20 protein-coding genes and 2 riboswitches are annotated in these 23,389 nt (G+C 67.4%); of the genes, 9 read left to right on the top strand and 11 right to left on the bottom strand.

What is annotated here, in order from left to right:
* Position 1 precedes the first annotated feature (1 nt).
* From K307_RS24880 to K307_RS24865, 5 genes are all read left to right on the top strand, one after another.
* Positions 2-442, top strand: a complete 441-nt coding sequence (locus tag K307_RS24880) for a hypothetical protein (protein ID WP_042883543.1) — start codon at positions 2-4, stop codon at positions 440-442.
* The gene (locus tag K307_RS48045; protein WP_155301279.1) at positions 439-969 is read left to right on the top strand and encodes a hypothetical protein; all 531 of its coding nucleotides are present in this window, start codon (positions 439-441) and stop codon (positions 967-969) included. Before K307_RS24880 ends, K307_RS48045 begins: the two co-directional genes overlap by 4 nt.
* Positions 970-1,269: 300 nt before the next feature.
* A complete protein-coding gene (locus tag K307_RS46560) occupies positions 1,270-1,962 on the top strand; it encodes an HNH endonuclease (protein ID WP_230626098.1) in 693 nt (230 codons plus the stop codon).
* A gap of 322 nt (positions 1,963-2,284) precedes the next feature.
* Positions 2,285-3,901 carry an MFS transporter gene (locus K307_RS24870; protein ID WP_042883541.1) on the top strand — a complete coding sequence of 539 codons (1,617 nt, stop codon included), beginning with the start codon at positions 2,285-2,287 and terminating at the stop codon, positions 3,899-3,901.
* A gap of 411 nt (positions 3,902-4,312) precedes the next feature.
* Positions 4,313-5,422 (top strand): aromatic ring-hydroxylating oxygenase subunit alpha, encoded by a 1,110-nt coding sequence (locus tag K307_RS24865; RefSeq protein ID WP_042883540.1) that lies wholly within the window; start codon positions 4,313-4,315, stop codon positions 5,420-5,422.
* 385 nt (positions 5,423-5,807) lie between these two features.
* Here the strand turns inward: K307_RS24865 and K307_RS24860 are convergent, their stop codons facing one another.
* The 9 genes from K307_RS24860 to K307_RS24820 form a co-directional block, all read right to left on the bottom strand.
* A complete protein-coding gene (locus tag K307_RS24860; protein ID WP_080745221.1) occupies positions 5,808-6,656 on the bottom strand; it encodes an alpha/beta hydrolase in 849 nt (282 codons plus the stop codon).
* A 10-nt stretch (positions 6,657-6,666) separates the two neighbouring features.
* Complete coding sequence (locus tag K307_RS24855; protein ID WP_042883538.1) at positions 6,667-7,140, bottom strand: OsmC family protein; 474 nt, start codon at positions 7,138-7,140, stop codon at positions 6,667-6,669.
* Positions 7,141-7,167: 27 nt separating this feature from the next.
* Positions 7,168-7,905: an MBL fold metallo-hydrolase gene (locus tag K307_RS24850; RefSeq protein WP_042887381.1), complete on the bottom strand. Its 738-nt coding sequence runs from the start codon at positions 7,903-7,905 to the stop codon at positions 7,168-7,170.
* Between the two features lie 79 nt (positions 7,906-7,984).
* A complete protein-coding gene (locus K307_RS24845; RefSeq protein WP_042883537.1) occupies positions 7,985-9,361 on the bottom strand; it encodes an L-serine ammonia-lyase in 1,377 nt (458 codons plus the stop codon).
* 49 nt (positions 9,362-9,410) lie between these two features.
* On the bottom strand, positions 9,411-9,962 hold the full coding sequence (locus tag K307_RS24840) for a DUF421 domain-containing protein (protein WP_042883536.1): 552 nt from the start codon (positions 9,960-9,962) through the stop codon (positions 9,411-9,413).
* A gap of 104 nt (positions 9,963-10,066) precedes the next feature.
* A complete protein-coding gene (gene gcvP, locus K307_RS24835; RefSeq protein ID WP_042883535.1) occupies positions 10,067-12,997 on the bottom strand; it encodes an aminomethyl-transferring glycine dehydrogenase in 2,931 nt (976 codons plus the stop codon).
* A 98-nt stretch (positions 12,998-13,095) separates the two neighbouring features.
* Positions 13,096-13,476, bottom strand: a complete 381-nt coding sequence (gene gcvH / locus K307_RS24830; RefSeq protein WP_011299457.1) for a glycine cleavage system protein GcvH — start codon at positions 13,474-13,476, stop codon at positions 13,096-13,098.
* Positions 13,477-13,575: 99 nt separating this feature from the next.
* The gene (gcvT, locus tag K307_RS24825) at positions 13,576-14,703 is read right to left on the bottom strand and encodes a glycine cleavage system aminomethyltransferase GcvT (protein ID WP_042887380.1); all 1,128 of its coding nucleotides are present in this window, start codon (positions 14,701-14,703) and stop codon (positions 13,576-13,578) included.
* Between the two features lie 100 nt (positions 14,704-14,803).
* Positions 14,804-14,928: riboswitch (glycine riboswitch) on the bottom strand.
* Between the two features lie 21 nt (positions 14,929-14,949).
* Positions 14,950-15,036, bottom strand: a riboswitch (glycine riboswitch).
* 96 nt (positions 15,037-15,132) lie between these two features.
* Entirely contained in the window at positions 15,133-15,360 is a 228-nt protein-coding gene (locus K307_RS24820; protein ID WP_042883534.1) for a glycine zipper 2TM domain-containing protein, read from the bottom strand.
* A gap of 273 nt (positions 15,361-15,633) precedes the next feature.
* On the opposite strand from K307_RS24820, the gene K307_RS24815 reads away from it, so the two are divergent.
* A complete protein-coding gene (locus K307_RS24815; RefSeq protein WP_042883533.1) occupies positions 15,634-17,730 on the top strand; it encodes a UvrD-helicase domain-containing protein in 2,097 nt (698 codons plus the stop codon).
* 231 nt (positions 17,731-17,961) lie between these two features.
* Here the strand turns inward: K307_RS24815 and K307_RS24810 are convergent, their stop codons facing one another.
* On the bottom strand, positions 17,962-18,468 hold the full coding sequence (locus tag K307_RS24810; RefSeq protein ID WP_042883532.1) for a Spy/CpxP family protein refolding chaperone: 507 nt from the start codon (positions 18,466-18,468) through the stop codon (positions 17,962-17,964).
* A 249-nt stretch (positions 18,469-18,717) separates the two neighbouring features.
* Between K307_RS24810 and K307_RS24805 the strand changes: the two genes are divergently transcribed.
* Positions 18,718-19,455: a response regulator gene (locus K307_RS24805; protein ID WP_155301277.1), complete on the top strand. Its 738-nt coding sequence runs from the start codon at positions 18,718-18,720 to the stop codon at positions 19,453-19,455.
* On the top strand, positions 19,452-20,585 hold the full coding sequence (locus tag K307_RS24800) for an ATP-binding protein (RefSeq protein ID WP_042883530.1): 1,134 nt from the start codon (positions 19,452-19,454) through the stop codon (positions 20,583-20,585). Before K307_RS24805 ends, K307_RS24800 begins: the two co-directional genes overlap by 4 nt.
* Here the strand turns inward: K307_RS24800 and K307_RS24795 are convergent.
* Positions 20,571-21,704, bottom strand: coding sequence for an ABC transporter substrate-binding protein (locus tag K307_RS24795; protein WP_042883529.1), 1,134 nt, complete (start codon positions 21,702-21,704; stop codon positions 20,571-20,573). The genes K307_RS24800 and K307_RS24795 overlap by 15 nt on opposite strands.
* A 206-nt stretch (positions 21,705-21,910) precedes the next feature.
* On the opposite strand from K307_RS24795, the gene hemN reads away from it, so the two are divergent.
* On the top strand, positions 21,911-23,389 hold the full coding sequence (hemN, locus tag K307_RS24790; RefSeq protein WP_042883528.1) for an oxygen-independent coproporphyrinogen III oxidase: 1,479 nt from the start codon (positions 21,911-21,913) through the stop codon (positions 23,387-23,389).

The following is a 23,389-nucleotide window of genomic DNA, read 5'->3' as shown; positions in this document are numbered from 1 at the left end:
AATGACGCGTCAATCCTTGTACATACTCGCATTGACTGTTGGGCTACTCGCTGATGCAAACGCACAGCAAGCTGTGTACCCCGCAAAGGGGCAGTCACCGCAAACGCAAAAGAGCGACGAGGCCGCGTGCTATTCGTGGGCGGTCCAGCAAAGCGGATTCGATCCGGCCAAGGCGCCGCAGGCTGCCCAGCCACCGACTACGGCAACCGGAACGACCCCGGGTGCGGGAGCGCGCGGCGCGGCGCGTGGTGCGGTCGTGGGTGGAGTCATGGGGGATGCTGGTGCCGGCGCAGCGGCCGGTGCGGTTGCCGGACGTGGGCAAAGCCGCAGGCAAAACGCCGCTACTGCGCAGCAAGGTCAGGCCGCGTCGCAGCAACAGCAACAGGCCTTCGCCAATGCGCGCGCCGCCTGCCTTGAGGGACGCGGGTACACCGTCAAATGAAGTCGGCGTTGGCGTCATTCCCATTTTGCTGCAAACCGAAGGGACATATTCTTAGCCAATCCCACCGGTCGTTGAGCTGGGCACAAGGGGATCGCGAGTTGATCCTGCATGGCAATCACGCGGAACACGGCGCCAGCCGAAACCTTGTGCCCGGAAGCCATTCAGGCTTCGGCAAGGTGTTTGAGGCGGGCAAGCTGACGCTGGGGTTCGTCGCTGTCGGTGGACAAAACTTTGCACAAATCTGGCACTTCGGACGCGTCTCGCACACGACTATCCAGCCCGGCGGTGAGGCGTCCAGAAGTGCGAGTTCGAAGGTCGCGCAAGGGGCAGTCGCATTCGAATACGACGGGGATGGTAAACCAGGATTCCTCCCGGCCTGTGAGCCGAAGCCTTTAAACGAATCGAGGGGCGCGCAGATTCAAGGCAGCAAAAGCGACCGCGCCGCTGAGGGCGTAGTCACGGGTGTGGCATACCCGGCGGAGGGCGGTAGCTCAGCAGGCCGGCGAAAAGCCGATGACGCGTTTTGATGACTCTACCCCTACGCTGCCGCGGTAGCTGGGAAAACGCAAGCTCTTAAACGTATTCGAACCATCTCGCCGCATGCAGACCTGGCCGGCCTACGACGGCGTGACATGACGAATCAATCTAAGCCATTCATGCCCCGCGGAGATATACGATATTGTCACACGTCGGCCGAGCACGAGCCGCCCGACGATAGGACCGCCCTTTCCACCTGAAAGGCTTCGGTGAGTGACCGCCCCGTTGGTCGGCTAGATACGGCAGCGACGGCGAATCTTCGGGAGTGGGCGCTCAAGCTCGAGCGATTTGTGGAGACCGAGCGCGACGAAGAGGCGCGTGACCGCGCAAGAAGCCAGGCGAAACGTGCGCGCCAGCTTGACGAACTGCTGCGAGATACCGCCGCTGGCGACGGTACGGTTCGTGTGATCGTTGTCGAGGGGGATATGGCCTCGGAAGAGCAGATGGGTCGCGAATCGTCAGTAGTCCGACTGCGGCATCTTGACCCTGAATCTTGGCGCATAGTGAGCTACGACAAGCTAAGCAGCGCCTGCCTTCTGCATCGAGGTGGCCCAAAAGAGGCCACTACGGAACCCGCGGCCAACCTGGCATACGACGAACTGCTTTACGAAGACCAGCACGGAACGCCAGGCACAGATACGCCTCGCAGGGCCGCGGTCTCGGGGACGGCCTACCTACGCGACCCCGCGGTCCGTGCGAGCGTTCTGGAGCGTTCGAACGGGCGCTGCGAATATTGCGATGCGCCTGGGTTCCGGACGGGCAAAGGGCGCCTTTATCTGGAAACACATCACGTCATTCCCCTTTCCGAAAATGGAAAGGACCGGGTCTGGAATGTCGCTGCGCTGTGCCCGAATCACCACCGCGAAGCGCATTCAAGAGAGCTGGCTCCTGTAATCAGGAAAGCGTTGCTCGAATTCCTTGCAGATACGTTTCCACTTGCGTCCCGAAACAGCGAAAACACAGACCTCGTGCAGACGCACTGATAATCGCTGACTATTTCAGCAGCAGCGCCCGGCGGCGCTTGCGACACGGTCTCACGCATGATGCTTTCGTAACACCGGACCACTCCGTTAGCTGCCCTTAAGTCCTTGACGGAGCGCCGGCGGCAGTGGGTCGCCTGATTCGACGCGCTAAATGAAACGGACTGCGCAACTGGCGGGCGCCGCGGCCGAACGCTTGCTTGTCTCGCTCGAAGACTCCGCTGAATGTGTAGCGCGTCGCGCTCACACGCACCCCGGCAGCCGTACCTGCGGTCCCGCGCTCCCGTTACTATGCTAGTCACCATCGACCGGCACGGGAGCGAGCTTGGCCAACCCGGATATTCTCGATAGCGACCCAAAGACCGCGCACGTCGTCGCTGCGCAAGCAAGCCCGTGCGACGAGCTCGTCATCCGCACGCAGCCCACCGCGGTCGACCGTCCGTGCCGGCGCAAGCGTCTAGCGCTCGCTGCGACGATCCTCGGCTCAAGCATGGCGTTCATCGACGGCTCCGTCGTCAATGTCGCGCTGCCCGCCATTCAGAGCGAACTCGGCGCGAGCGTAGCGGCAATGCAGTGGATCGTTAACGCCTACCTGCTCTTTCTCGGGTCCCTTGTGCTGGTGGGCGGATCGATGGGCGACAAGCTCGGCCGCCGCACGGTGTTCATCGCGGGCATCGGGGTCTTCACGCTGGCGTCGGCCGCTTGCGGGCTCGCGCCGAACGCGAGTTGGCTGATTGCCGCGCGCGCTGTGCAGGGCATTGGCGCGGCGCTCTTCGTACCCAGTAGTCTCGCGATCATCGGCGCCGTATACGAAGGCGAAGCGCGCGGACGGGCAATCGGCACCTGGGCGGCCGTCGGGGCGATCACGTCGGCGGTGGGGCCGGTGGCGGGCGGCTCGCTCGTCGACGCATTATCGTGGCGCGCGATATTCTTCCTCAACGTCCCCCTTGCAGCGGTGACGATTGCGCTGGCGATTTCGTCAGTGCCGAATAGCCACAAGCTCGATGCGCCTCAACGGTTGGACTGGCCCGGCGCGCTGAGTGCCACAGCGGGGCTCGCCGCCCTAGCCTATGGCCTGACCCAGGCGTCGGCGCGCGGCTTCGCGCATCCGCTCGTACTGTGCACGATCGGCGCCGGCGTGCTCGTGCTGGCCGCATTCGTGATGATCGAAGCGAACAGCCGTCACCCCATGATGCCGCTCGACGTGTTTCGCTCGCGCGATTTCACCGGCGCCAACCTCGTCACACTGCTGCTCTACTTCGGTCTGGGCGGCGCACTGTTCTTCCTGCCGTTCACGCTGATACGCGCACATGCCTACACCGCAACCGAAGCGGGCGCGGCGCTGCTGCCGGTGCCCGTGATCATCGGCTTGCTCTCGCGCTTCACCGGCAGCCTGACGAGCCGCTTCGGTTCGCGGGTCCTGTTGAGCGCTGGCCCGTGCGTCGCCGGAATCGGGTTCGTGATGCTGGCGTTGCCGTTCGTGCGCGGCAGCTATTGGGCCGGATTCTTCCCGGCGCTCGCCGTGCTCGGGCTCGGCATGACGATCACCGTCGCGCCACTCACAGCGACTGTGATGGGCTCGGTGCCGGGCGACCACGTAGGCGTCGCATCCGGCATCAACAACGCGGTTGCACGCGTGGCGAGCCTGCTGGCAATTGCGGTGCTCGGCATCGTGTTCGTGTGGTCGCACCAAGCGGCGCTGTCGGCGCGGCTTGGTGAACTGCACGTTCCTCAGGACGCACGCCAGACCGGGCAGTTGCTGGAGCCGGACATGCAAGCCGGGGCGGCAGCAGGCGACACCCATAAGCCACCTCAGACACCCGTGGCGCTGGCGGAAGCCGAAGCCATCGCTGACGCGCTGCGCGCCGTCGCGCTGGTGTCCGCCGTTTGCGCGTTCGCCGGAGCGGGTGTCGCGGTGGCGACCATGCAGCCCCGCAAGTGATGTGCTTCGCGTCGCCGGACGCGTCATCGATACGTCGATCTCCGCAGAAACGTCCCGGCACTCCCGCTCGCCGAAGGAAGGCTCTCTCCCTCCCCGCAATTGGCCGACATCGGCCAGTTTCGGCCGTTGCCCGGCGCTATAGCGCGGACAGTTGAGCGTCGGCTCCGTACCAGGCACCGGACGCTCGCCGCCTCAATACCCCGTCACGGTGTCGGCCATACCAGCCCTACTAGAATGCGGGGTCGATTGACCGAAGGTGGCCATGACCTTCAGCCTTCCAAGCACACCATAGAAAGAACGGGATTCGGTGAGTTCGGCAGACTTCGCGTAAACTGCGCCAGATCCCCCGTTCGCTAATTGGTCGGCTTGTGGCGACGGTCGAAGCTCCCGTTATGCGAGGAGGCGTCACGCATGCATGCAATGCCTTTGCCGGATAGCAGTGCCATCGACCCGCACGCAAACGCGCCCGTGCGCGACCTGCGCCGTGTGCCCATCCATCCCGATCACTGGTTTCCGCTGGCCTGGTCGAATGAGGTCAAGCGGGGCAAAGCCCTCGGGGTGCATTTTGCCGGCGATCCGATCGTGCTGGTTCGTACCGAGTCCGGTACGATATTCGCACTGGAAGATCGTTGCGCACACCGGCAGGTGCCACTGCACGCGGGCGTGGTGGAAGGCGAGTCCATCCGCTGCGGCTATCACGGCTGGACTTATGACTGCACCGGCCGCTGCGTCGATGTGCCATACCTCGGGCGTGAGCGCCTGCCCAACGGCGTGCGTGCCTATCCCTGCCGCGAGGTGCACGGCCTCATCTTTGTCTTTCCTGGCGATGTGGCGCTTGCCAAGGAGCGGCCGCTGCCCGCTCTGCCATCGGTGACGGACAAGGCGTACAAGACGCGTCGCTTTGGCCGCGAGGTCAAGTGCCACTACTCCTTCATGCACGAGAACCTGATGGATATGAACCACCAGTTCCTACACCGGCGGCAGATGGGGCAGATGCGCGCGCGCTCGCTGGGCCGCCGTCGCGGCAAGGACTGGGTGGAAGTGGACTACACGTTCGCGCGCATGGAAGGCAAGCAGCCTGTGGGCGAGGCGCTGGTGTTTGGCGCCACCAAGAAGAACGGCGACCGGGACGACAAGGACGTGATGACGGTGCGCACCGGATATCCGTACCAGACCCTCCAGATCCGCTCGGGCGACGGCACGTTAGTGATGGACCTGTGGATCGTCTACGTGCCGCTGGATGCGGCGCAGCGCACCAACCGGACGTTTGGCCTGCTTTCCATCCGCAAGCCCGGCATTCCGTTTGCACTGGACCTGGCATGGCCGCTGCTGGTCTGGTTCACAGAACGCATCTTCAGGGAGGACCGCTGGATCGTCGAGCGCGAGCAAGAGGCCCACCACAAGCAGGGAGCCGACTGGAACCACGAGGTATTTCCGGTCATCATCGAATTGCGAGACGTGCTGCGCAACTGCGGCGGCCGCGCCACGATCCCGATCCGCGAGGTGGGCGACACGGCCTGACGGCGAGGCCAACGGGGACTAGGGTGTCGAGATGGCGGTTGTACTTTGGAAGCGGCCGTTCACCTGCCGGTACTCGCAACGGCTATAACGGGTCGGTAAGAGCCAGTGGACAGCCGGGTGGTAGGGCACCATAACAAGTTCGCACTTCGCGGATGGAACGGAGAGCGAAGCGTGTGCGCAAAAAAGCGCCTGCAGCGCAGTCCAGCAAATTCGCGCTTCTTTTCACGGCAGTCCAGCTAATTCCGGTTCTAAGACGGCCGACGCGAGCCGTTCTGTGAAGGCCAGTATTGCAGTGCGCAGGGCTAAGTCAAATCAGCGTTTTGGCGGTGCGATGTTATTTGTTTGCAGGGCGAGTGCCAGGTGCATGCCGGCGCACGCCACGCGCTTAACGGGGCGCCAGCAGGAACGCGACTGCGTCCTGCCACCATGCGGCATCGACATGCCCGGTCCAGTCGTTGTGCCCGGCGCCGTCGATCACCGCCAGACGACGGGGTTCGCCCAGCGTCTCATAGAGCGCCTTGCCGAAGCGTGCCGGCACGATGGTGTCGCGTTCGGCAACCGCGACCATCACGGGGCGGCCGAAGCCTGCCAGGTTGGCCGCGCTGTCGTAGCGGTCGCGCAGCACCCAGCCGGCCGGCAGCCAGGGATAGTGATGCGAAGCAATATGCGCGAGCTTGTCCCATGGCGTGATCAGCAGCACGCCGGCAACCTTGTCGCGCTGGCGCGCCGCGGCCGCTGCAGCCACGCCTGCGCCCAGCGACTCGCCGATCAGCAGCAGCGGGCCGCCGAACTGGCGCCGGGCCAGCGTAATGGACTGTTCCGCGTCTTCCACGAAGCTGCGCTCGCCGAGCGCGCCCGGGCGCGGGCCGTATGCCGGGTACTCGGCGAGGATCACGCGAATGCCCAGTTTCGTCAGCGCGCTGGCGTAATAATCGCGATGCCCGGCGTGCCCTGCATTGCCGTGAAAGACCATGGCGGTAGCGCGCGCGGCTCCGGCCGGCTCGGCTACCAGTCCGCGAAAGTCCTCCGGCCCCGGCCAGGCACGCAGCCCGGGCGAGACCATGTCATCGACCGACGCCTTGTCGGGGAAGTAAAGGAAGTGATCCTGCAGCATGCCGATTCCGGTGAGCAGCACGAGGCCAAGGGCAAGCCACCACATTGGCCGAACGCGGGCCCGCGTGGCCCGCGGTGGCGCCAGTCGCGCTGAAGCTTGCGCCGGGACCTTGGCGGACATGGCAAGCGGGCTACGCGCCGGCGAACACCGGCTCGCAGCGCACCTCGGTCCTGACCGAATTGGCGATAAAGCAGGCGTCGTGCGCGGCGTGGTGCAGCGCGTCGAGTTCTTCGCGCGTCGGGTCGCGCTTGCCGCCGAAGGTCACCTGCGGGCGCAGCGTGACCACCGTCATCGCCATCTGGCCCTCGGCATTCTTTTCCATCACGCCGCTGGCCGCGTCGATATAGCGGTCGACGATAAAGCGCTGCTTCGCCGCCAGCGACAGGAACCACAGCATGTGGCAGCTCGACAGCGAGGCAATGAACATCTCCTCCGGATCGACCGCGCCCGGATCCGACATCGGCAGCGGCACCACATGGGGCGATGAGGAACCCGGGACTTCCACGCCGCCGTCAAAGCGCAGCACATGCCGGCGGCTGTAGCGGTTGCCGGTGAAATCCTGGCCGTCGCGTTGCCACAGGACTTCGGCGGTGTATGCGGACATGCGGTGATTCCTGATATTGGGCAGACCTCAGGCACCGTGCGGCACGCTTTCGCCGTCGCGCAGGCCCAGGCGCTGGTTGGCCGGTACCGCAACGTCGATCAGCTTCGGCCGCGGCAGGTTCAGGTTGCGCATCATCTCGACGAACTCCTCGCGCGTGCGGCCGGCGACGCGGCTGTTGTGCGCGCGTTCCTGGCCGATGGTGGAGGAGGTGCGGCCCTTGTAGTCATGGGCCGGATAGACCTGCGTATCGTCGGGCAGTGCGAAGAGCTTCTTGGTCAGGCTGTCGTACAGCGTACCCGCATCGCCCGACTGGAAATCGGTGCGGCCGCAGCCGTCGATCAGCAGCGCGTCCCCGGTGAAGACGCGGCGCACGATGCCGTCGGGCGTGGGTTCTTCCCACAGGTAGCTCATGCTGCCGGCAGTGTGTCCCGGCGTATGGATCGCGCGCAGCACCTGCGTGCCGAATGCGACAGTGTCGCCATCGATCAGCTGTTTCTGCGCGGGCTTGATATCGCAGCCGGACGGGGCTGCCGTGTGCGCGCCGGTCTGCAGCGCGAGGTGGCCGGCCGAGGTGATGTGGTCGGCGTGAGCATGGGTCTCGATGACCCACGCGAGGTGCGCGCCGGTGTCTTGCAGCAGCGCCATGTCGCGTTCCAGCTGGTGGTCGACCGGGTCGATCAGCAGCGCTTCTCCGGTGGCGGCGTCGATCAGCAGGTAGGTGAAGGTGGACGAGGTTTCGTCGAACAGCTGGTGGAATGTCTGCATGGCTGTCCTCTTCTTTTTGCGATCGGGGAACGCCGCCATGATACGCCGGGCCATGCCGTTGAGCACTAGCAGAAGGCGGTCAGCACTCCACAATATTGACCGCCAGCCCGCCCCGCGCCGTCTCCTTGTATTTCGTCTTCATATCGGCCCCGGTCTCGCGCATGGTCTTGATCACCGAATCGAGCGATACATAGTGCGTGCCGTCGCCGCGCAACGCCATGCGCGCCGCATTGACCGCCTTGACCGAAGCCATCGCATTGCGCTCGATGCACGGGATCTGCACCAGCCCGCCGACCGGGTCGCAGGTCAGGCCGAGATTGTGCTCCATGCCGATCTCGGCGGCGTTCTCCACCTGCGCGGGCGTGCCCCCCTGCACCGCCGCCAGCGCACCCGCAGCCATCGAACAGGCCACGCCGACCTCGCCCTGGCAGCCGACCTCGGCGCCGGAGATCGACGCATTGAGCTTGTAGAGCAGCCCGATCGCGCCCGCGGTCAGCAGGAAGTCGACCACGCCTTGCTTGTTTGCGCCCGGCACGAAGCGGTCATAGTAATGCAACACCGCCGGGATGATACCGGCCGCGCCATTGGTCGGCGCGGTGACCACGCGCCCGCCGGCGGCGTTCTCTTCATTGACGGCGATGGCGTAAAGGTTGACCCAGTCCATCACCGAAAGCGGATCGGACAGCGTGCGCTCGGCGCGCTCGGTCAGGCTGCGGAACAGCTCCGGCGCGCGCCGCTTGACCTTGAACGGGCCCGGCAACTCGCCGTCGGTGCGGCAGCCGCGCGCCACGCACGCCTGCATTACGTCCCAGATATGCAGCAAGCCGCTGGTGACCTCTTGCTCGCTGCGCCACGTCAGCTCGTTCTCCATCATCAGCCGCGCGATGCTCTTGCCGCTGGCGTTGGCCATCTCCAGCATGTCCTTGCCGCTGCGGAACGGGTGCGGCATTTGCTGCGCGGCCTTGAGCACCTGCGTATTGGGTGCTCCCGCGGTGACCACGAAGCCGCCGCCGACCGACAGGTAGCGCGCCTCTCGCAGCGTTGCGCCGCTGGCATCGAAGGCATGGAACTTCATGCCGTTGGGATGCTCGGCCATGGCCTCGCGGCGATAGAAGGCGATGTGCTCCTTCTCGACGAACGGCACGATGTGCTTGCCCAGCAAGGACAGCTCCCGGCTGGCGCGCAGCGCGGCCAGTTGCGTGTCGATGGAATCGGGATCGACGGTGTCGGGGGCCTCGCCCATCAGGCCGAGGATCACGCCCTTGTCGGTGCCGTGGCCCTTGCCGGTGGCGCCAAGCGAACCGTACAGCTCTGCGCGCACGCTTGCCACCTGCGGCAACAGGCCGTCGCGTTCCAGCCCCTGCGCGAACATCAGGGCCGCGCGCATCGGGCCCACGGTATGCGAGCTCGACGGGCCGATGCCCACCTTGAACAGATCGAAAACGCTGACTGCCACGGAATGTCTCCAGGATGGCCCGTGCGGGGCACTTATGCGTTGTGGATGATCAGACCGGCTCGTCCATGCCGGGATGGGTCCAGATCGTAGGGCTGCCTGTGGCGGTGGTACCCGCGACTGGGGCCTCGCCCTGCGCTCGCTCGCGCTTCTTGACCGAGACCGTGCCGTCGGTTTCCAGGATCGCGAAATGCACCTGGCCGACGCTCTCGCAGCCGGCATGGCGCAGTGCCTTGTTCAGGTCGTCAAAGCTGATGTGCTCGCGGTGCATCACGTCGCGGTAGACCTTGCCGTCGTGCACCAGGACCTGCGGGCGCCCCTCGATCAGGAGCTCCACTTTGCGAAAGCGCCATGTCACGAAGCCCATCATCGCATTGGCGCCGACCAGCGTCACCGCCAGGATCAGCCCCGCGCTGACCGAGTTGTCCCCGGCGTTCATCGCGTTCTGTACCGCATTGGAAATCACCAGCAGCAGCACCAGGTCGAACGGCGTCAGCTGTCCGATCTGGCGCTTGCCCGACAGGCGCAGCAAGCCCAGCACCGCGCCGTAGACGATCAGCCCGCGCAGCACGAATTCCCACCAGGGGGCACTCAGGTTCCACATGCAGCCTCCGCTCAGGACGGGCACCGCACGGCGCGGTGCCCTTCATATCGAGCATAGTGCTTTGGCGGGCGCCCGGTGCCGCGGCGGCCCGCCGGAACTGCACGTCAGTCGACGACGTAGTCGCTCACCGGCACGCAGGCGCAGAACAGGTTGCGGTCACCGTACACGTTGTCGGCACGGCCGACCGGCGGCCAGTACTTCTGCGTGCGCAGCGATGCCACCGGGTACGCGGCTTCCTCCCGCGTGTACTTGTGGGTCCACTCGTCGGCGGTCACGACCGCAGCGGTGTGCGGCGCGTGTTTGAGCGGGTTGTCGTCGCGGTCGAAGGTGCCGTCGGCAACGCGGCCGATTTCCTGGCGGATCGCGATCATCGCGTCGATAAAGCGGTCCAGCTCGTGCAGCGCCTCGCTCTCGGTCGGCTCGATCATCAGCGTGCCCGGCACCGGGAAGCTCATGGTCGGGGCGTGGAAGCCGTAGTCCATCAGGCGCTTGGCCACGTCTTCATTGCTGATGCCGGTGTCCTTCTGCAGCGGGCGCAGGTCCAGGATGCACTCGTGCGCGACCAGGTCGTGCTGGCCAGTGTAGAGCACCGGATAGTACGGCGCCAGGCGCTTGGCGACATAGTTGGCCGCCAGGATCGCGTTCTCGGTGGCGGCGGTGAGGCCGGCCGAACCCATCATCGCGATATACATCCACGAGATCGGCAGGATGCTGGCCGAGCCGAACGGCGCCGCCGACACGCCGCCAATGCCACGGTCGTCACGGCGATAGCCGACGCTGTCCTGGTTGGGCAGGAAGTCCGCCAGGTGCGCGCCGACCGCGACCGGGCCCACGCCCGGGCCGCCGCCGCCGTGCGGGATGCAGAAGGTCTTGTGCAGGTTCAGGTGCGAGACGTCGCCGCCGAACTGGCCCGGCGCGGCAGTGCCGACCATCGCGTTCATGTTGGCGCCGTCGACATAGACCTGGCCGCCGTGCTGGTGCACGATCTCGCAGATCTGCTGCACGCCCTGCTCGAACACGCCGTGCGTGGACGGGTAGGTGATCATGATGGCAGCCAGGTTCTTGCTGTGCTGCTCGGCCTTCTTCGCCAGGTCGTCCAGGTCGACGTTGCCGTCCTCGTCGCAGGCCACCACCACCACCTTCATGCCGGCCATCTGCGCCGACGCCGGGTTGGTGCCGTGCGCCGACGACGGGATCAGGCAGATATCGCGATGGCTCTCGCCGCGGCTGGCGTGGTAGGCGTGGATGATCAGCAGGCCCGCGTACTCGCCCTGCGAGCCGGCGTTGGGCTGCAGGCTCACCGCGGCGTAGCCGGTGGCGGCGCACAGCATGGCCTCGAGCTGGTCGATCATCTCGCGGTAGCCCACGGTCTGGTCCAGCGGCGCGAACGGGTGGATCTGGCTGAACTCGGGCCACGTCACGGGGATCATCTCGCTGGTGGCGTTCAGCTTCATCGTGCACGAGCCCAGCGGGATCATGGTGCGGTCCAGCGCCAGGTCCTTGTCGGCCAGCATGCGCAGGTAGCGCAGCATCTCGTGCTCGGCGTGGTGGGTGTTGAAGACCGGGTGCGACAGGTATTCGCTGGTGCGTGCCAGCGCGGCGGGGAATGCGTCCTGCGTGGCGGCTTCGAGCTTGTCGAAGTCCAGGCCCGCGGGGAGCGGCTTGCCTTGCGTGAAGATTTCCCACAGTGCGACCACGTCGGCGCGGGTGGCGGTCTCGTCCAGCGAGACGCCGACGCGCGTGGCGCTGACATGGCGCAGGTTGATGCCGCGCGCGGTGGCGGCGGCGTGGATGGCTTCGGTGTTGAAGCCGGTTTCCAGCGTCAGCGTGTCGAAGAAGGTGGCGTTGGTGCGCGCGAAGCCGAGCATTTCCAGGCCGGCGGCCAGCGTCGCGGTCAGGCGATGCACGCGCTGCGCGATGCGCTTCAGGCCCTGCGGGCCATGGTAGACCGCGTACATCGACGCCATCACGGCCAGCAGTACCTGCGCGGTACAGATGTTGGAGGTCGCCTTCTCGCGGCGGATATGCTGCTCGCGCGTCTGCAGCGCCAGGCGGTAGGCCTTGTTGCCCTGCGCGTCGATGGTCACGCCGACCAGGCGGCCGGGCATCGAGCGCTTGAACGCATCCTTCACCGCCATATAGCCGGCGTGCGGGCCGCCGAAGCCCAGCGGCACGCCGAAGCGCTGCGAGTTGCCAACGGCCACGTCGGCACCCCATTCGCCCGGCGCGACCACCAGCGTCAGCGCCAGCAGGTCGGCGGCAGCCACCACCAGGCCGCCGGCAGCATGCACGGCGTCGGCGATGGCACGATAGTCGTTGACGTCGCCATTGACGCCCGGGTACTGCAGCAGCACGCCGAAGGCGCCGGCCGCGGCGGCGTCGGCCGCGAGGCCGACCTTGACTTCGATGCCCAGCGGCAGCGCGCGCGTGCGTACCACTTCCAGCGTCTGCGGCAGCACGTCGTCGGCGACGTAGAAGGTGTTCGAGTCGTGCTTGTTCACGCGCTGCAGCAGCGTCATCGCTTCGGCAGCGGCGGTGCTTTCATCCAGCATCGATGCATTGGCGATATCCAGCCCGGTCAGGTCGGTGACCATCTGCTGGAAGTTCAGCATCGCTTCCAGGCGGCCCTGCGAGATTTCCGGCTGGTAGGGCGTGTAGGCGGTGTACCAGGCGGGGTTCTCGAAGATATTGCGCAGGATGACCGCGGGCGTGACCGTGTTGTAGTAGCCCTGGCCGATAAAGCTCTTGAGCACCTTGTTCTTGCCCGCCAGGCCGCGCAGCTTCGCGAGCGCCGCTTCTTCGCTGAGCGGCTCGGTGAATTCGCCCATCGGCATGCCGTCGCGGCGGCGGATGGCGGCGGGGATGACGGCGTCGATCAGCGCGGTGCGGCTGTCATAGCCGAGCACCTTCAGCATGTGCTGCTGTTCGGGGGTATCGGGGCCGATATGGCGGGCGGCGAAGGCGTCGCGCGCCTCCAGTTCGGCCAGCGTGGGCCGGTTACCTTGGGCGGCGTTCATGGGAAGCGGGGCGTTCATTGGCAAGAACCTCGTGGGGGGCGCGTCGGCAGGTGGTCAGCCGGCCGGCGCGCGTCTGTCTGCAGTGGCCGGTCCGCGCGGGACCGGCGCGGCCGGCGTCAGGCGCCGACGCTGGCCTTGTAGGCGTCGGCCGACATCAGGCCGTTGACGTCGTCGGCGTTGGCCGGCTTGAGCTTGAACAGCCAGGCGTCGAAGGCATCGGCGTTGACGCTTTCCGGCGCGGCCGTGGCGGCCTCGTTGACGGCGATCACTTCGCCGGCCACCGGAGCGTAGATGTCGGAAGCGGCCTTCACCGATTCCACCACCGCCAGCGCATCGCCGGCACCGACCGACTTGCCCACTTCGGGCAGTTCCAGGAAGACGATGTCGCCCAGCGCGTCCTGCGCGTGGTCGGTGATGCCGATGGTGAGCGTGCCGTCGGCTTCGACGCGTACCCACTCATGCGACTCGGTGTATTTGAGGTCAGCGGGGAAATTCATGAAGGTTCTCCGGATACAGATCTGTTTCTTGTTGGGTGATGCCTGCCCGGCGAAGCTGCCGGCAGGCGAGGGCGACCGTTGGGTGAGCGGGTTTTCCCCTTAGCTCACGAGTGCCTTGCCATTGCGCACAAACGGCAGTTTAACCACAGTCGCGTTGAGTTTGCGGTCGCGGATCTCCACCTGCACCGTGTCGCCCACGGCCACGCCCTTGGGCAGGCGCGCAAAGGCGATCGACTGGGACAGCGACGGGCTGAAGGTGCCGCTGGTGATCTCGCCGTCACCGACCGCGGTGATCACCTTCTGGTGCGAGCGCAGCACGCCACCCTTGTCGCGGAGGATCAGGCCGAGGAATTGCTGGCGCGAGCCAGCCGCGGCCAGCGCCGCCTTGCCGGTGAAGTCGCGTTCGCTCTGCAGGTCTACGGTCCAGGCCAGGCCCGCGTCCAGCGGCGAGCTGTTGATATCCATGTCCTGGCCGTACAGGTTCATGCCGGCTTCCAGGCGCAGCGTGTCGCGCGCGCCCAGGCCGGCCGGGCGCACGCCCGCGGCGTTCAGCTTTTCCCACACGGCGGCGACGCTCGCGGCCGGCACCACCAGTTCGAAGCCATCTTCGCCGGTGTAGCCGGTGCGGGCGACCATGATCTCGCCGATGGCCGGGTCCTGGACCACGGCGGCGTTAAAGGGCTTGAGGGCATCGGAGGGCTGGGTCGACGGGAAGGTGCTCCACACCTTGGCGCGGGCGTTCGGGCCCTGCACGGCGACGATGGCCAGCGGCTGAACGCCCTCGGGGGCTACGTCTTCACGGCGCGGGGTGATGGTCACGCCGCTGTCGGTGGCGGCATTGCGCGAGCGGATCCAGTCGATATCGCCCAGCGCGGTGCTGGCGTTGACCACCAGGCGGAAGCGGTCCTCGGCGAAGAAGTAGACGATCAGGTCGTCGATCACGCCGCCATTCTCGTCCAGCATGCAGGAGTAGAGCGCCTTGCCCGGCGTTTGCAGCTTGTCGACGTTGTTGGCCAGCAGGCCGCGCAGGAAGGCGCGGGTATTGGCGCCGCTGAGGTCCACCACGCACATGTGCGACACGTCGAACATGCCGGCGTCGCTGCGCACGGCGTTGTGTTCTTCGATCTGGGAGCCGTAGTTGACCGGCATGTCCCAGCCGCCGAAGTCGACCATGCGGGCGCCGAGGGCGCGGTGGATGGCGTTGAGGGGCGTGGCCTGGAGCGTCATGGAATCCTCGGTGGCAGTCTCGGGTTGCGAAAACGAAAAAAGGGCCATCCGCCGCAACGCTCGCCGCGCCAACGATATGGCGTAGCAATCCGCTGCGGCGGATGACCCCTCTGTCCTCGATACCTGAGAGATTACGAGGCGGATCCAGTAGACGCCATCCTCGCGCGCCCCTTCGGTGGGCACGCTCGCCATGAATGGCGGGTGCCGCTCTCCAGAGTGCGGCATGCATCGTGTGCATGTTGCATGCCGATCCGAACGGTCCGTGGTGCCTGAGAGTTTTCGGGTGATACCCCTTCGGCGGCGCAGAGATGCGCGCTCTCCCGGTCGGATGCGCGCAATGTACGGGAGGCCCCGGCCTTTGTCAAACGCGGGCCGGAAGCCGCCCGGCGGCTGTACCCGTTCCTGCGCCCCGCCGCCAGGGGCGGCGAATTACTTCTTCTTGTCGTCGGTGATGACGTTACCAATTACGCCGCCCACCGCCGCGCCACCCAGCGTACCCAGTGCACTGCCTTCGGTGAGGACTGCGCCGCCCACGGCACCCGCGCCCGCGCCGATGGCGGTGTTGCGTTGCTTCGGGGTCATGTCCGCGCAACCGGCAAAGGCTGCGACCGTTGCGCCGATCAGGGCCACCTTGGTCAATGTTTGCAGGGTTTTCATTTTGTTGGCTCCGTGTGATGGTTCATGCATGTCCGAACTGCCGCGTAGGCTGGGGGACACATTAGTTAGATCGGCCCGATCTCCGATCGGCTCCGGCCTTTACGAAGTGTTACGCCAGTGACACAACAGGCGCCGTCAATGCGATTTGCGCTGACTGACCGGGGGCGGCCAGCGTGTTAACATCAGCAGCTTTGCCGCTGCCTCCTTTCGCGGGAGCTGGCGCGTCCCGCCTCTCTTGCCGATTTCCCTTCCGTCTCCAACCGCGCCCCTCGCATGACCCACGGCCTGAACCCCGCCCAATCCGAAGCCGTCCGCTACCTGGACGGGCCTTGCCTGGTGCTGGCCGGGGCAGGCTCGGGCAAGACCCGCGTGATCACTCAGAAGATCGCGCACCTGATCGAGGACAAGGGCTTCGAGCCGCGCCATATCGCCGCCGTCACCTTTACCAACAAGGCGGCCAAGGAGATGCAGGAGCGCATCGGCAAGCTGATGGAGGGCAAGACCACGCGCGAGGGCAAGCGCATTCCCCTGAAGCAGCTGACGGTCTGTACCTTCCACTCGCTCGGCGTGCAGATCCTGCGCATGGAGGCCGAGCACGTGGGCCTGAAGCCGCAGTTCTCGATCATGGATTCGGACGACTGCTTCGGCCTGATCCAGGAGCAGCTCGGCACCACCGACAAGAAGCTGATCCGCGGCGTGCAGAGCACGATCTCGCTGTGGAAGAACGGCATGGTCGACCCGGAGGCCGCGATCGCGCAGGCGGCCAATGCTGACGAGCACCAGGCCGCGCTGGTCTACCGCAACTACGTGGCCACGCTGCATGCCTACCAGGCGGTGGACTTCGACGACCTGATCCGCTTGCCCGCCGAACTGTTCGCGCGCAATGAAGCGGTACAGCTCAAGTGGCAGAACCGGCTGCGCTACTTCCTGGTCGACGAATACCAGGACACCAACGCGTGCCAGTACCAGCTGCTCAAGCTGCTCGCGGGCGGCTCGCACCTGCGCGCGCCGGCCTTTACCGCGGTGGGCGACGACGACCAGGCCATCTACGGCTGGCGCGGGGCCACGCTGGACAACCTGCGCCTGCTGCAGACCGATTTCCCGGACCTGAAGGTGGTCAAGCTGGAGCAGAACTACCGCTCCACCGTGCGCATCCTGGAAGCGGCCAACGCGGTCATCGCCAACAATCCCAAGCTGTTCGACAAGAAGCTGTGGAGCGAGCATGGCATGGGCGACCCCATCGCCATCCACCCGATGAACGACGAGGAGCACGAGGCCGAGTCGGTGGTGTTCCGCCTCTCTGCGCACAAGTTCGAGCGCCGCGCACAGTTCCGCGACTACGCCATCCTCTATCGCGGCAACCACCAGGCGCGGCTGTTCGAGCAGATCCTGCGCCGCGAGCGCATTCCCTACGTGCTGTCGGGCGGCCAGAGCTTCTTCGACAAGGCCGAGATCAAGGACATCTGCGCCTACCTGCGCCTGATCGCCAACCCGGACGACGATCCCGCCTTTATCCGCGCCATCACCACGCCGCGGCGCGGGGTGGGCACTACCACGCTGGAAGTGCTGGGCACCTTTGCCGGGCAGGCAAAGGTGTCGCTGTTCGAGGCGGCGATGATGGGCGGCATCGAAGGCAAGCTGCAGCCGCGCCAGCTGGAACCACTGCGCGTGTTCTGCGAGTCGATGGTGCGGCTGGCCGATCGCGCGGCCAAGGACCCGGCGACCGTGGTGCTCGACGACCTGATGGCAGGCATCCACTACGAGGCTTACCTGTACGACGCGTTTGACGAACGCCAGGCCCAGTCGCGCTGGACCAATACCCTCGAATTCCTCGATTGGCTCAAGCGCAAGGGCACCAAGCCGGAAGCGACGGAAGGCGAGGAGGCCACCGGCTTCGACAACGCCGACGGCTTCGGCGACGAAGGCAAGAACCTGCTGGAGCTGACCCAGACCGTGGCGCTGATGAGCATGCTCGAAGGGCGCGAGGAAGATCCCGATGCGGTGCGGCTGTCGACGCTGCACGCGTCCAAGGGGCTGGAATATCCGCATGTGTTCCTGGTCGGCGTGGAAGAGGGCATCCTGCCCCACTGCCGCGAAGACGAGGACATGACCGACGAGAAGATCGAGGAAGAGCGCCGGCTGATGTATGTGGGCATCACCCGTGCGCAGCGCAGCCTGCAGATCAGCTGGTGCAAGAAGCGCAAGCGCGCGCGAGAGACCTACTCCTGCCAGCCGTCGCGCTTTATCGGCGAGATGAAGCTGGAGGAAGCGCCCGTGCCCAAGGACGAAACCCCGGCGATGAGCCCCAAGGACCGGCTCGGCGCACTCAAGGCGCTGCTGGGCACACCCGGCAAGACTGCCGCGGGCTGAATCCCATTCATCCGCACTACAGCCCCGATACAAATCCCTACCAGCCCGACAAGACGGCACGCGCCGCGCTCCCTAGCATAACGACTGTGCTGCCTGCGCTTGCGCAGGCGTGCTGCGGCGGGCTTGCCCGGCTTTCCTGCCGTACCGGACCTCGCGTTCGGAATTTCCCTGTTCTCCAGCCCCCGGCGCGCAAGCGTGCGGGGGCATTTTTTCATGGCGGCGGGCGCGTACCTACCGCTGCGGTCCGCCCGGCGGCGGCGCCATCATCGCCGCGTGCGGCGGCAGGCCCAGCCAGTGCGCCGCCTCGGGCGAGCCGCGCAGGCGCCTGCGTTGCGCGGGATCGAGGCTGTCGTCCAGCGCCAGCCAGCGTTCGCGCACCGCGCGGCGGTCCTGCTCGAACGCTTCATGCAGGCGCTCCATGGCCTGGACGCGCGGGCGCAGCGGGCCGTCCGGCGACTCGTCCGCGGTCTCGCGCAGGAAGCGGGCGCGCAGTTCGAGCGCGTGCGCCTCGGCTTCGCGCGTGGCACTGCGGGCCGCCTGCCACAGGCGCGCCTGCGCGGGATTCAGGCCGAGCGACTCGGCGGATGCGGGCGCAGGCGGCGCCGATGGCGGCATGGCGCCGGGCGGCGGGGCGGCTTGCAGTGCGCTGGCCGGCAAGGCGACCAGGCAGGCGGCGCACAGCGTCAGCATGGACAGGCCGGCGCGCAGCCGGGCATTCAGGGCGGGTAGGTCGGGCATGGACTTCTCTCCTGTGGGTGGGTAGCTTGCTGGAATGCCGGTCCATGCTAGGGAAGGGCGCGCCGCGTTGCTTGAGCACTTGGTCAGGCCCGTATTGCATTCGCGTACAAGCCAGGCGCCCCGGCCAGGCTCCGTAACAGCGTTGATACAAGGCGGGCACAGTCGGGTCATCGCGGGCTGGTAAAGTGGGGCACCGCCAGTCCCCTCGGCGCCGGCCCCTGCCGCCGGCATATGCCGATCTCGTCGCCTATGGAATTCACCCCCACGCTTCCCATCCGCCTGCTGATCGTCGACGACGATCCCCAGATCCGCACCATGCTGGCCGAATACCTGTCCACCTTCGGCATGCAGGCCGATGGCGTCGAAGGCGGTGTGGAGATGCGCCGGGCGATGGCCGCCACGCCGTATGACCTGGTGATCCTCGATCTGTCGCTGCCCGGCGAGAACGGCCTGGCACTGTGCCGCGAGCTGCGCGCGCAGACCGATGTCGCCGTGATCATGCTGACCGCGCGCGCCGAGCTGGCCGACCGCGTGGTCGGCCTGGAAGTGGGCGCCGACGACTACGTCACCAAGCCCTTCGAGATGCGCGAGCTGGTGGCGCGCATCCACACCGTGCTGCGCCGCAGCCGCGGCAGTGGCACCGAAGCACGCCGTGCCGCCGCGCCCTCCGGGCACGAGTTGCGCTTCGGCGACTGGCGCCTGAACACCACGCTGCGCCAGCTGGTCGACCGCGATGACGTGGTGGTGCCGCTGTCCAACGCCGAATTCCGCCTGCTGCTGGCCTTTGTCGAGCAGCCCAACCGCGTGCTCGACCGCGAGTTGCTGATCAACCAGGCGCGCGGGCGCGGGCTCGACGTGTTCGACCGCAGCATCGACCTGCTGGTGTCGCGGCTGCGCCAGAAGCTGCGCGACGATCCGCGCGATCCCACGCTGATCTGCACTGTGCGCGGCGAGGGCTACGTCTTCACCGCGACGCTCGAAGCATGAGCAAGAGCGGGCGCCTGGCGCGCTATGACTCGATGTTCGTGCGGCTGTTCCTGGTGATGGCCTCGATCATGCTGGCCGTGCACCTGCTCGGCATGACCGTGATCGAAAGCCTGTTCCCGCGGCCGGGGCTGGAGCGCGAGTTGCGCGACGGACCGGGCCGGCCGCCGCCTCCGGGCGAATGGCGTCCAGGTCCGCCGCCCGAAGGCGCCGCCGCCGGCGCGCCGCACCGGCCACCGCCGCCGCCGCGCGGGCCGTGGCCGCCGCACATCGGCCTGCTGCTCCAGGTGGCCGCGATCGTGGCGGCCTCGTGGGGCGGCGCACGGCTGCTGGCGCGCCCGGTGCAGCAACTGGCCAGCGGCGCCGGCCGGCTGGCGCAGGACGTCCATGCGCCGCCGCTCGACGAAAGCACGGGCCCGGCCGAGGCGCGCGCCGCGGCGCAGGCGCTGAACCATATGCAGCAGCGCATCCGCAACCAGCTGGCGCAGCAGTCGCGCTTCCTGGCGGCGGTGTCGCACGACCTGCGCACGCCGCTGACGCGCATGAGCCTGCGCATCGAACGCATGGATGGGATCGAGGGGATCGACGGCAAGCAGGCCGGCGAAGTGCGCTACCGCCTGCGCCAGGACCTGGCCGAGATGAACGGCCTGATCGACGCCACGCTGTACTACCTGCGCGACCGCGATGAAGCCAGCGGACCGCGCCAGCGCGTGGACGTGCTGGCGCTGCTGCAGGCGGTGGTCGACGATGCCGCCGAGACCGGCCACGAGGTCGCGCTCGGCGGGCAGGCGCAGCCGTTGCTTGCGAGCCCGTCCGACCTGCGGCGCGCGGTGGTGAACCTGGTGGAGAATGCGCGGCGCTACGCCGGCGCGGCCAGTATCGTGCTGACCGACAGCGCCGAACGCGTGCTGATCGATATCTGCGACGACGGCCCAGGCATCCCGCCTGACGAACTGCAGCGCGTGATGGAGCCGTTCTATCGCATCGAGTCCTCGCGCAGCCGCGCCACCGGCGGGGTCGGCATGGGCCTGTCGATCGCCGCGGACATCGCCGCGCGCCATGGCGGCGAGCTCACCCTGACCAACCGCCCGGAAGGCGGCCTGCGCGCGCGCCTGTCGCTACCGCGCGCCTGACGCCGCCAGCGTGACGTACTGCGAGCCGCGCTGGCCGTGAGTAAAGTCCAGCGCAAAGTCGCCCACGTCGACCCGCCCCTGCAGCGCCCGCCGCATCTCGGCAGCGCCGCTGCCGCGCAGCCCGGCCAGCGCACGCGCCAGCCACGCCGCACCGATATAGCCCGCCAGCGTTGCCGCCGACGGCGGCTCGTCCAGATACTGCTTCATGCGCGCCACATGCTCCTTCACTACGCGTAGCGTGGCCTGCTGCGGGCCGGGCGCAATCTGCGTCAGCACCATGCCGCCGGTATAGCCACTACCCAGGATCTCGCGCGCGGCGGTGGCGCTGACCGACGACAGCCCGACCAGGAAGCCATACCAGCCCTGCGCGGCCAGCGCCCGGCCCAGCCCGGCATAGGCCAGCGTGTCGCCGGCCACGATCACCGCGCCCGGGCGGGTAGCGGCGATGCGCCGCGCGGCGGCGTCGGGATTGGCATCCAGCGGCACCGCGCGCGTGCCGGTCTGCGCCTCCAGCCGGCCCAGCCACTGTGCGCCCGACGTGCCGCCCGCGGCAAAGTCCCCCGACACCGCCAGCGCGATGCTGGTCAGGCCATAGCTGCGCAGCTGCTTCACCGCCGCGTCCAGCTCGGCCTGGTAATCGGCGCGGGTGAACCAGACGTTCTCCGCCGCCAGCGCCAGCCCCGACAGCGGCGCCACGATCTGCACGCCGCGCCGGTTGAGTTCGGCCGAGGAGGCCAGTGCCGGCAGCAAGCGGTCGCCAGGACCGAACAGCAGCTCGGCGCGCTCAGTGTCGGCAAGTGCCACCGCCTGGGCGAGTGCGCGGCGCGGGTCGGCATCGGCATCGCGGACCACGTGGATGATGCGCACCGGTCCGTTGCCGGCATTGACCGCATCGAACATCACCTTGGCCCCGGCCACGTAGTCGCGTGCCAGGTCGGCCTGCGCGCCAGCGCGGTCGAGCAGGTGGCCGACCACGACGGTGCGGCGCGCGGGCACCTGGGCCTGGCCCAGGGCAGGCAGCGCAAGCCCGGCCGCGGCGGCAAGCAGCAGGCGGCGTTTGGCTGCGGAGGGTCGATGCGCGTGACCGCGCCGCGGGCGGGGCGACAGGAGAATAGGCATGGAATGGGGAGCGGAGATGGGTGAGAGGGGCGGTATTCGCAGGCCGCGCGCAGCGTATCCGGCACGCATGACACAGATGTGACGCACGCCCCCACCAGCGAGGGGCTCGCCGCACATGGGTTCCGCCGCGCTTTGACGACGGTCAACGCGCCGGCCGCGCCGCGGTCCTACGATGGGTCGTCACACACCCGATCCCCCGCGCCCCCATGAAACCGTCTGCCATGACTTCCCCTGCGCTCGACCGTCGCGCGCTGTCCGACTTCCGCGCGCTGGCCAGCCGCATCGATGGCAACGGCCCGCGCTACACCTCGTACCCCACCGCGGACCGCTTCCGCAACGGCCCCGACCTGTCGCTGTACCACGACGCGCTGGACGCCTGCCGCGCCAGTGCGCCGGCACCGCTGTCGCTGTACCTGCATATCCCGTTCTGCGAGAACATCTGCTACTACTGCGGCTGCAACAAGATCATCACCCGCGATCATGGCCGCAGCGCGCGCTACGTCAACTACCTCGGCCGCGAGATGGCGCTGGTGGCGGACAAGCTCGGCGCGCGCCGCCAGGTGCTCCAGTCGCACTGGGGCGGCGGCACGCCGACCTTCCTCGATCCCGACGAGATGCGCCGCGTGATGGCGCTGCTGCACCGGTATTTCGAACTGCCCGCCGACGGCGAGCATTCCATCGAGATCGACCCGCGCCGCGTCGACTACGCGCGCATGGCGCTGCTGGCGGAGCTTGGCTTCAACCGCGTCAGCCTGGGCGTGCAGGATTTCGACCCCGAGGTGCAGCAGGCCATCCACCGCATCCAGCCGTTCGAAGAGACTCGCGCCGTGGTCGACGCCGCGCGCGCGCTGGGCTTCCGCTCGGTCAGCCTGGACCTGATCTACGGCCTGCCGCACCAGACCGCGGCGCGCTTTGGCCGCACCATCGAACAGGTGCTGACGCTGCGCCCCGACCGGCTCTCGGTCTACAGCTACGCCCACCTGCCGCATGTGTTCAAGCCCCAGCGCCGCATCGACGAGAACGCCTTGCCGCCCGCCGGCGAGAAGCTCGACATCCTGGTCTCCACCATCGAGCGGCTGACCGCGGCGGGCTATGCCTATATCGGCATGGACCACTTTGCGCTGCCCGACGACGACCTCGCCATTGCCCAGCGCGAAGGCCGCCTGCAGCGCAACTTCCAGGGCTATTCGACCCACGCCGGCTATGACCAGGTCGGGCTCGGCATCTCGGCGATCGGCGCGATCGCCGGGCGCTATGTGCAGAACGCGCGCACGCTGGACGATTACTACGGCGCGCTCGATGCAGGGCGCCTGCCGCTGGCGCGCGGCATGGCGATGAGCGCCGACGATCACCTGCGGCGCGAGATCATCGGAGACCTGATGTGCAACGGCGTGCTCGACCTGCCGGCGCTGGAAGCCCGGCACGGCATCGATTTCAGTGCGGCCTTTGCGCCTGAGCTTGCCGAACTCGGCGGCCTGGCTGCCGACGGGCTGGTGCAATGCGAACCCGGGCGCATCACCGTGACGCCGCTGGGCCGGTTGCTGGTGCGGCGCGTGGCGATGGTGTTTGACCGCTACCTGCGCGAGGACGCCGCGCGCGCGCCCGAGGCCGCTGCGGAAGCCGCAAATGACGGCTCGCAGCCGATCCGCTTCGTGCCGCGGGCCCGCTACTCGCGCGTGGTGTAG

The sequence above is a fragment of the Cupriavidus necator A5-1 genome, assembly GCF_000744095.1.
Taxonomy (GTDB): Bacteria; Pseudomonadota; Gammaproteobacteria; order Burkholderiales; family Burkholderiaceae; genus Cupriavidus; species Cupriavidus necator_A.
Note: the sequence above shows the minus strand (reverse complement) of the source record. Positions and strands in the feature narration are given on the sequence as shown.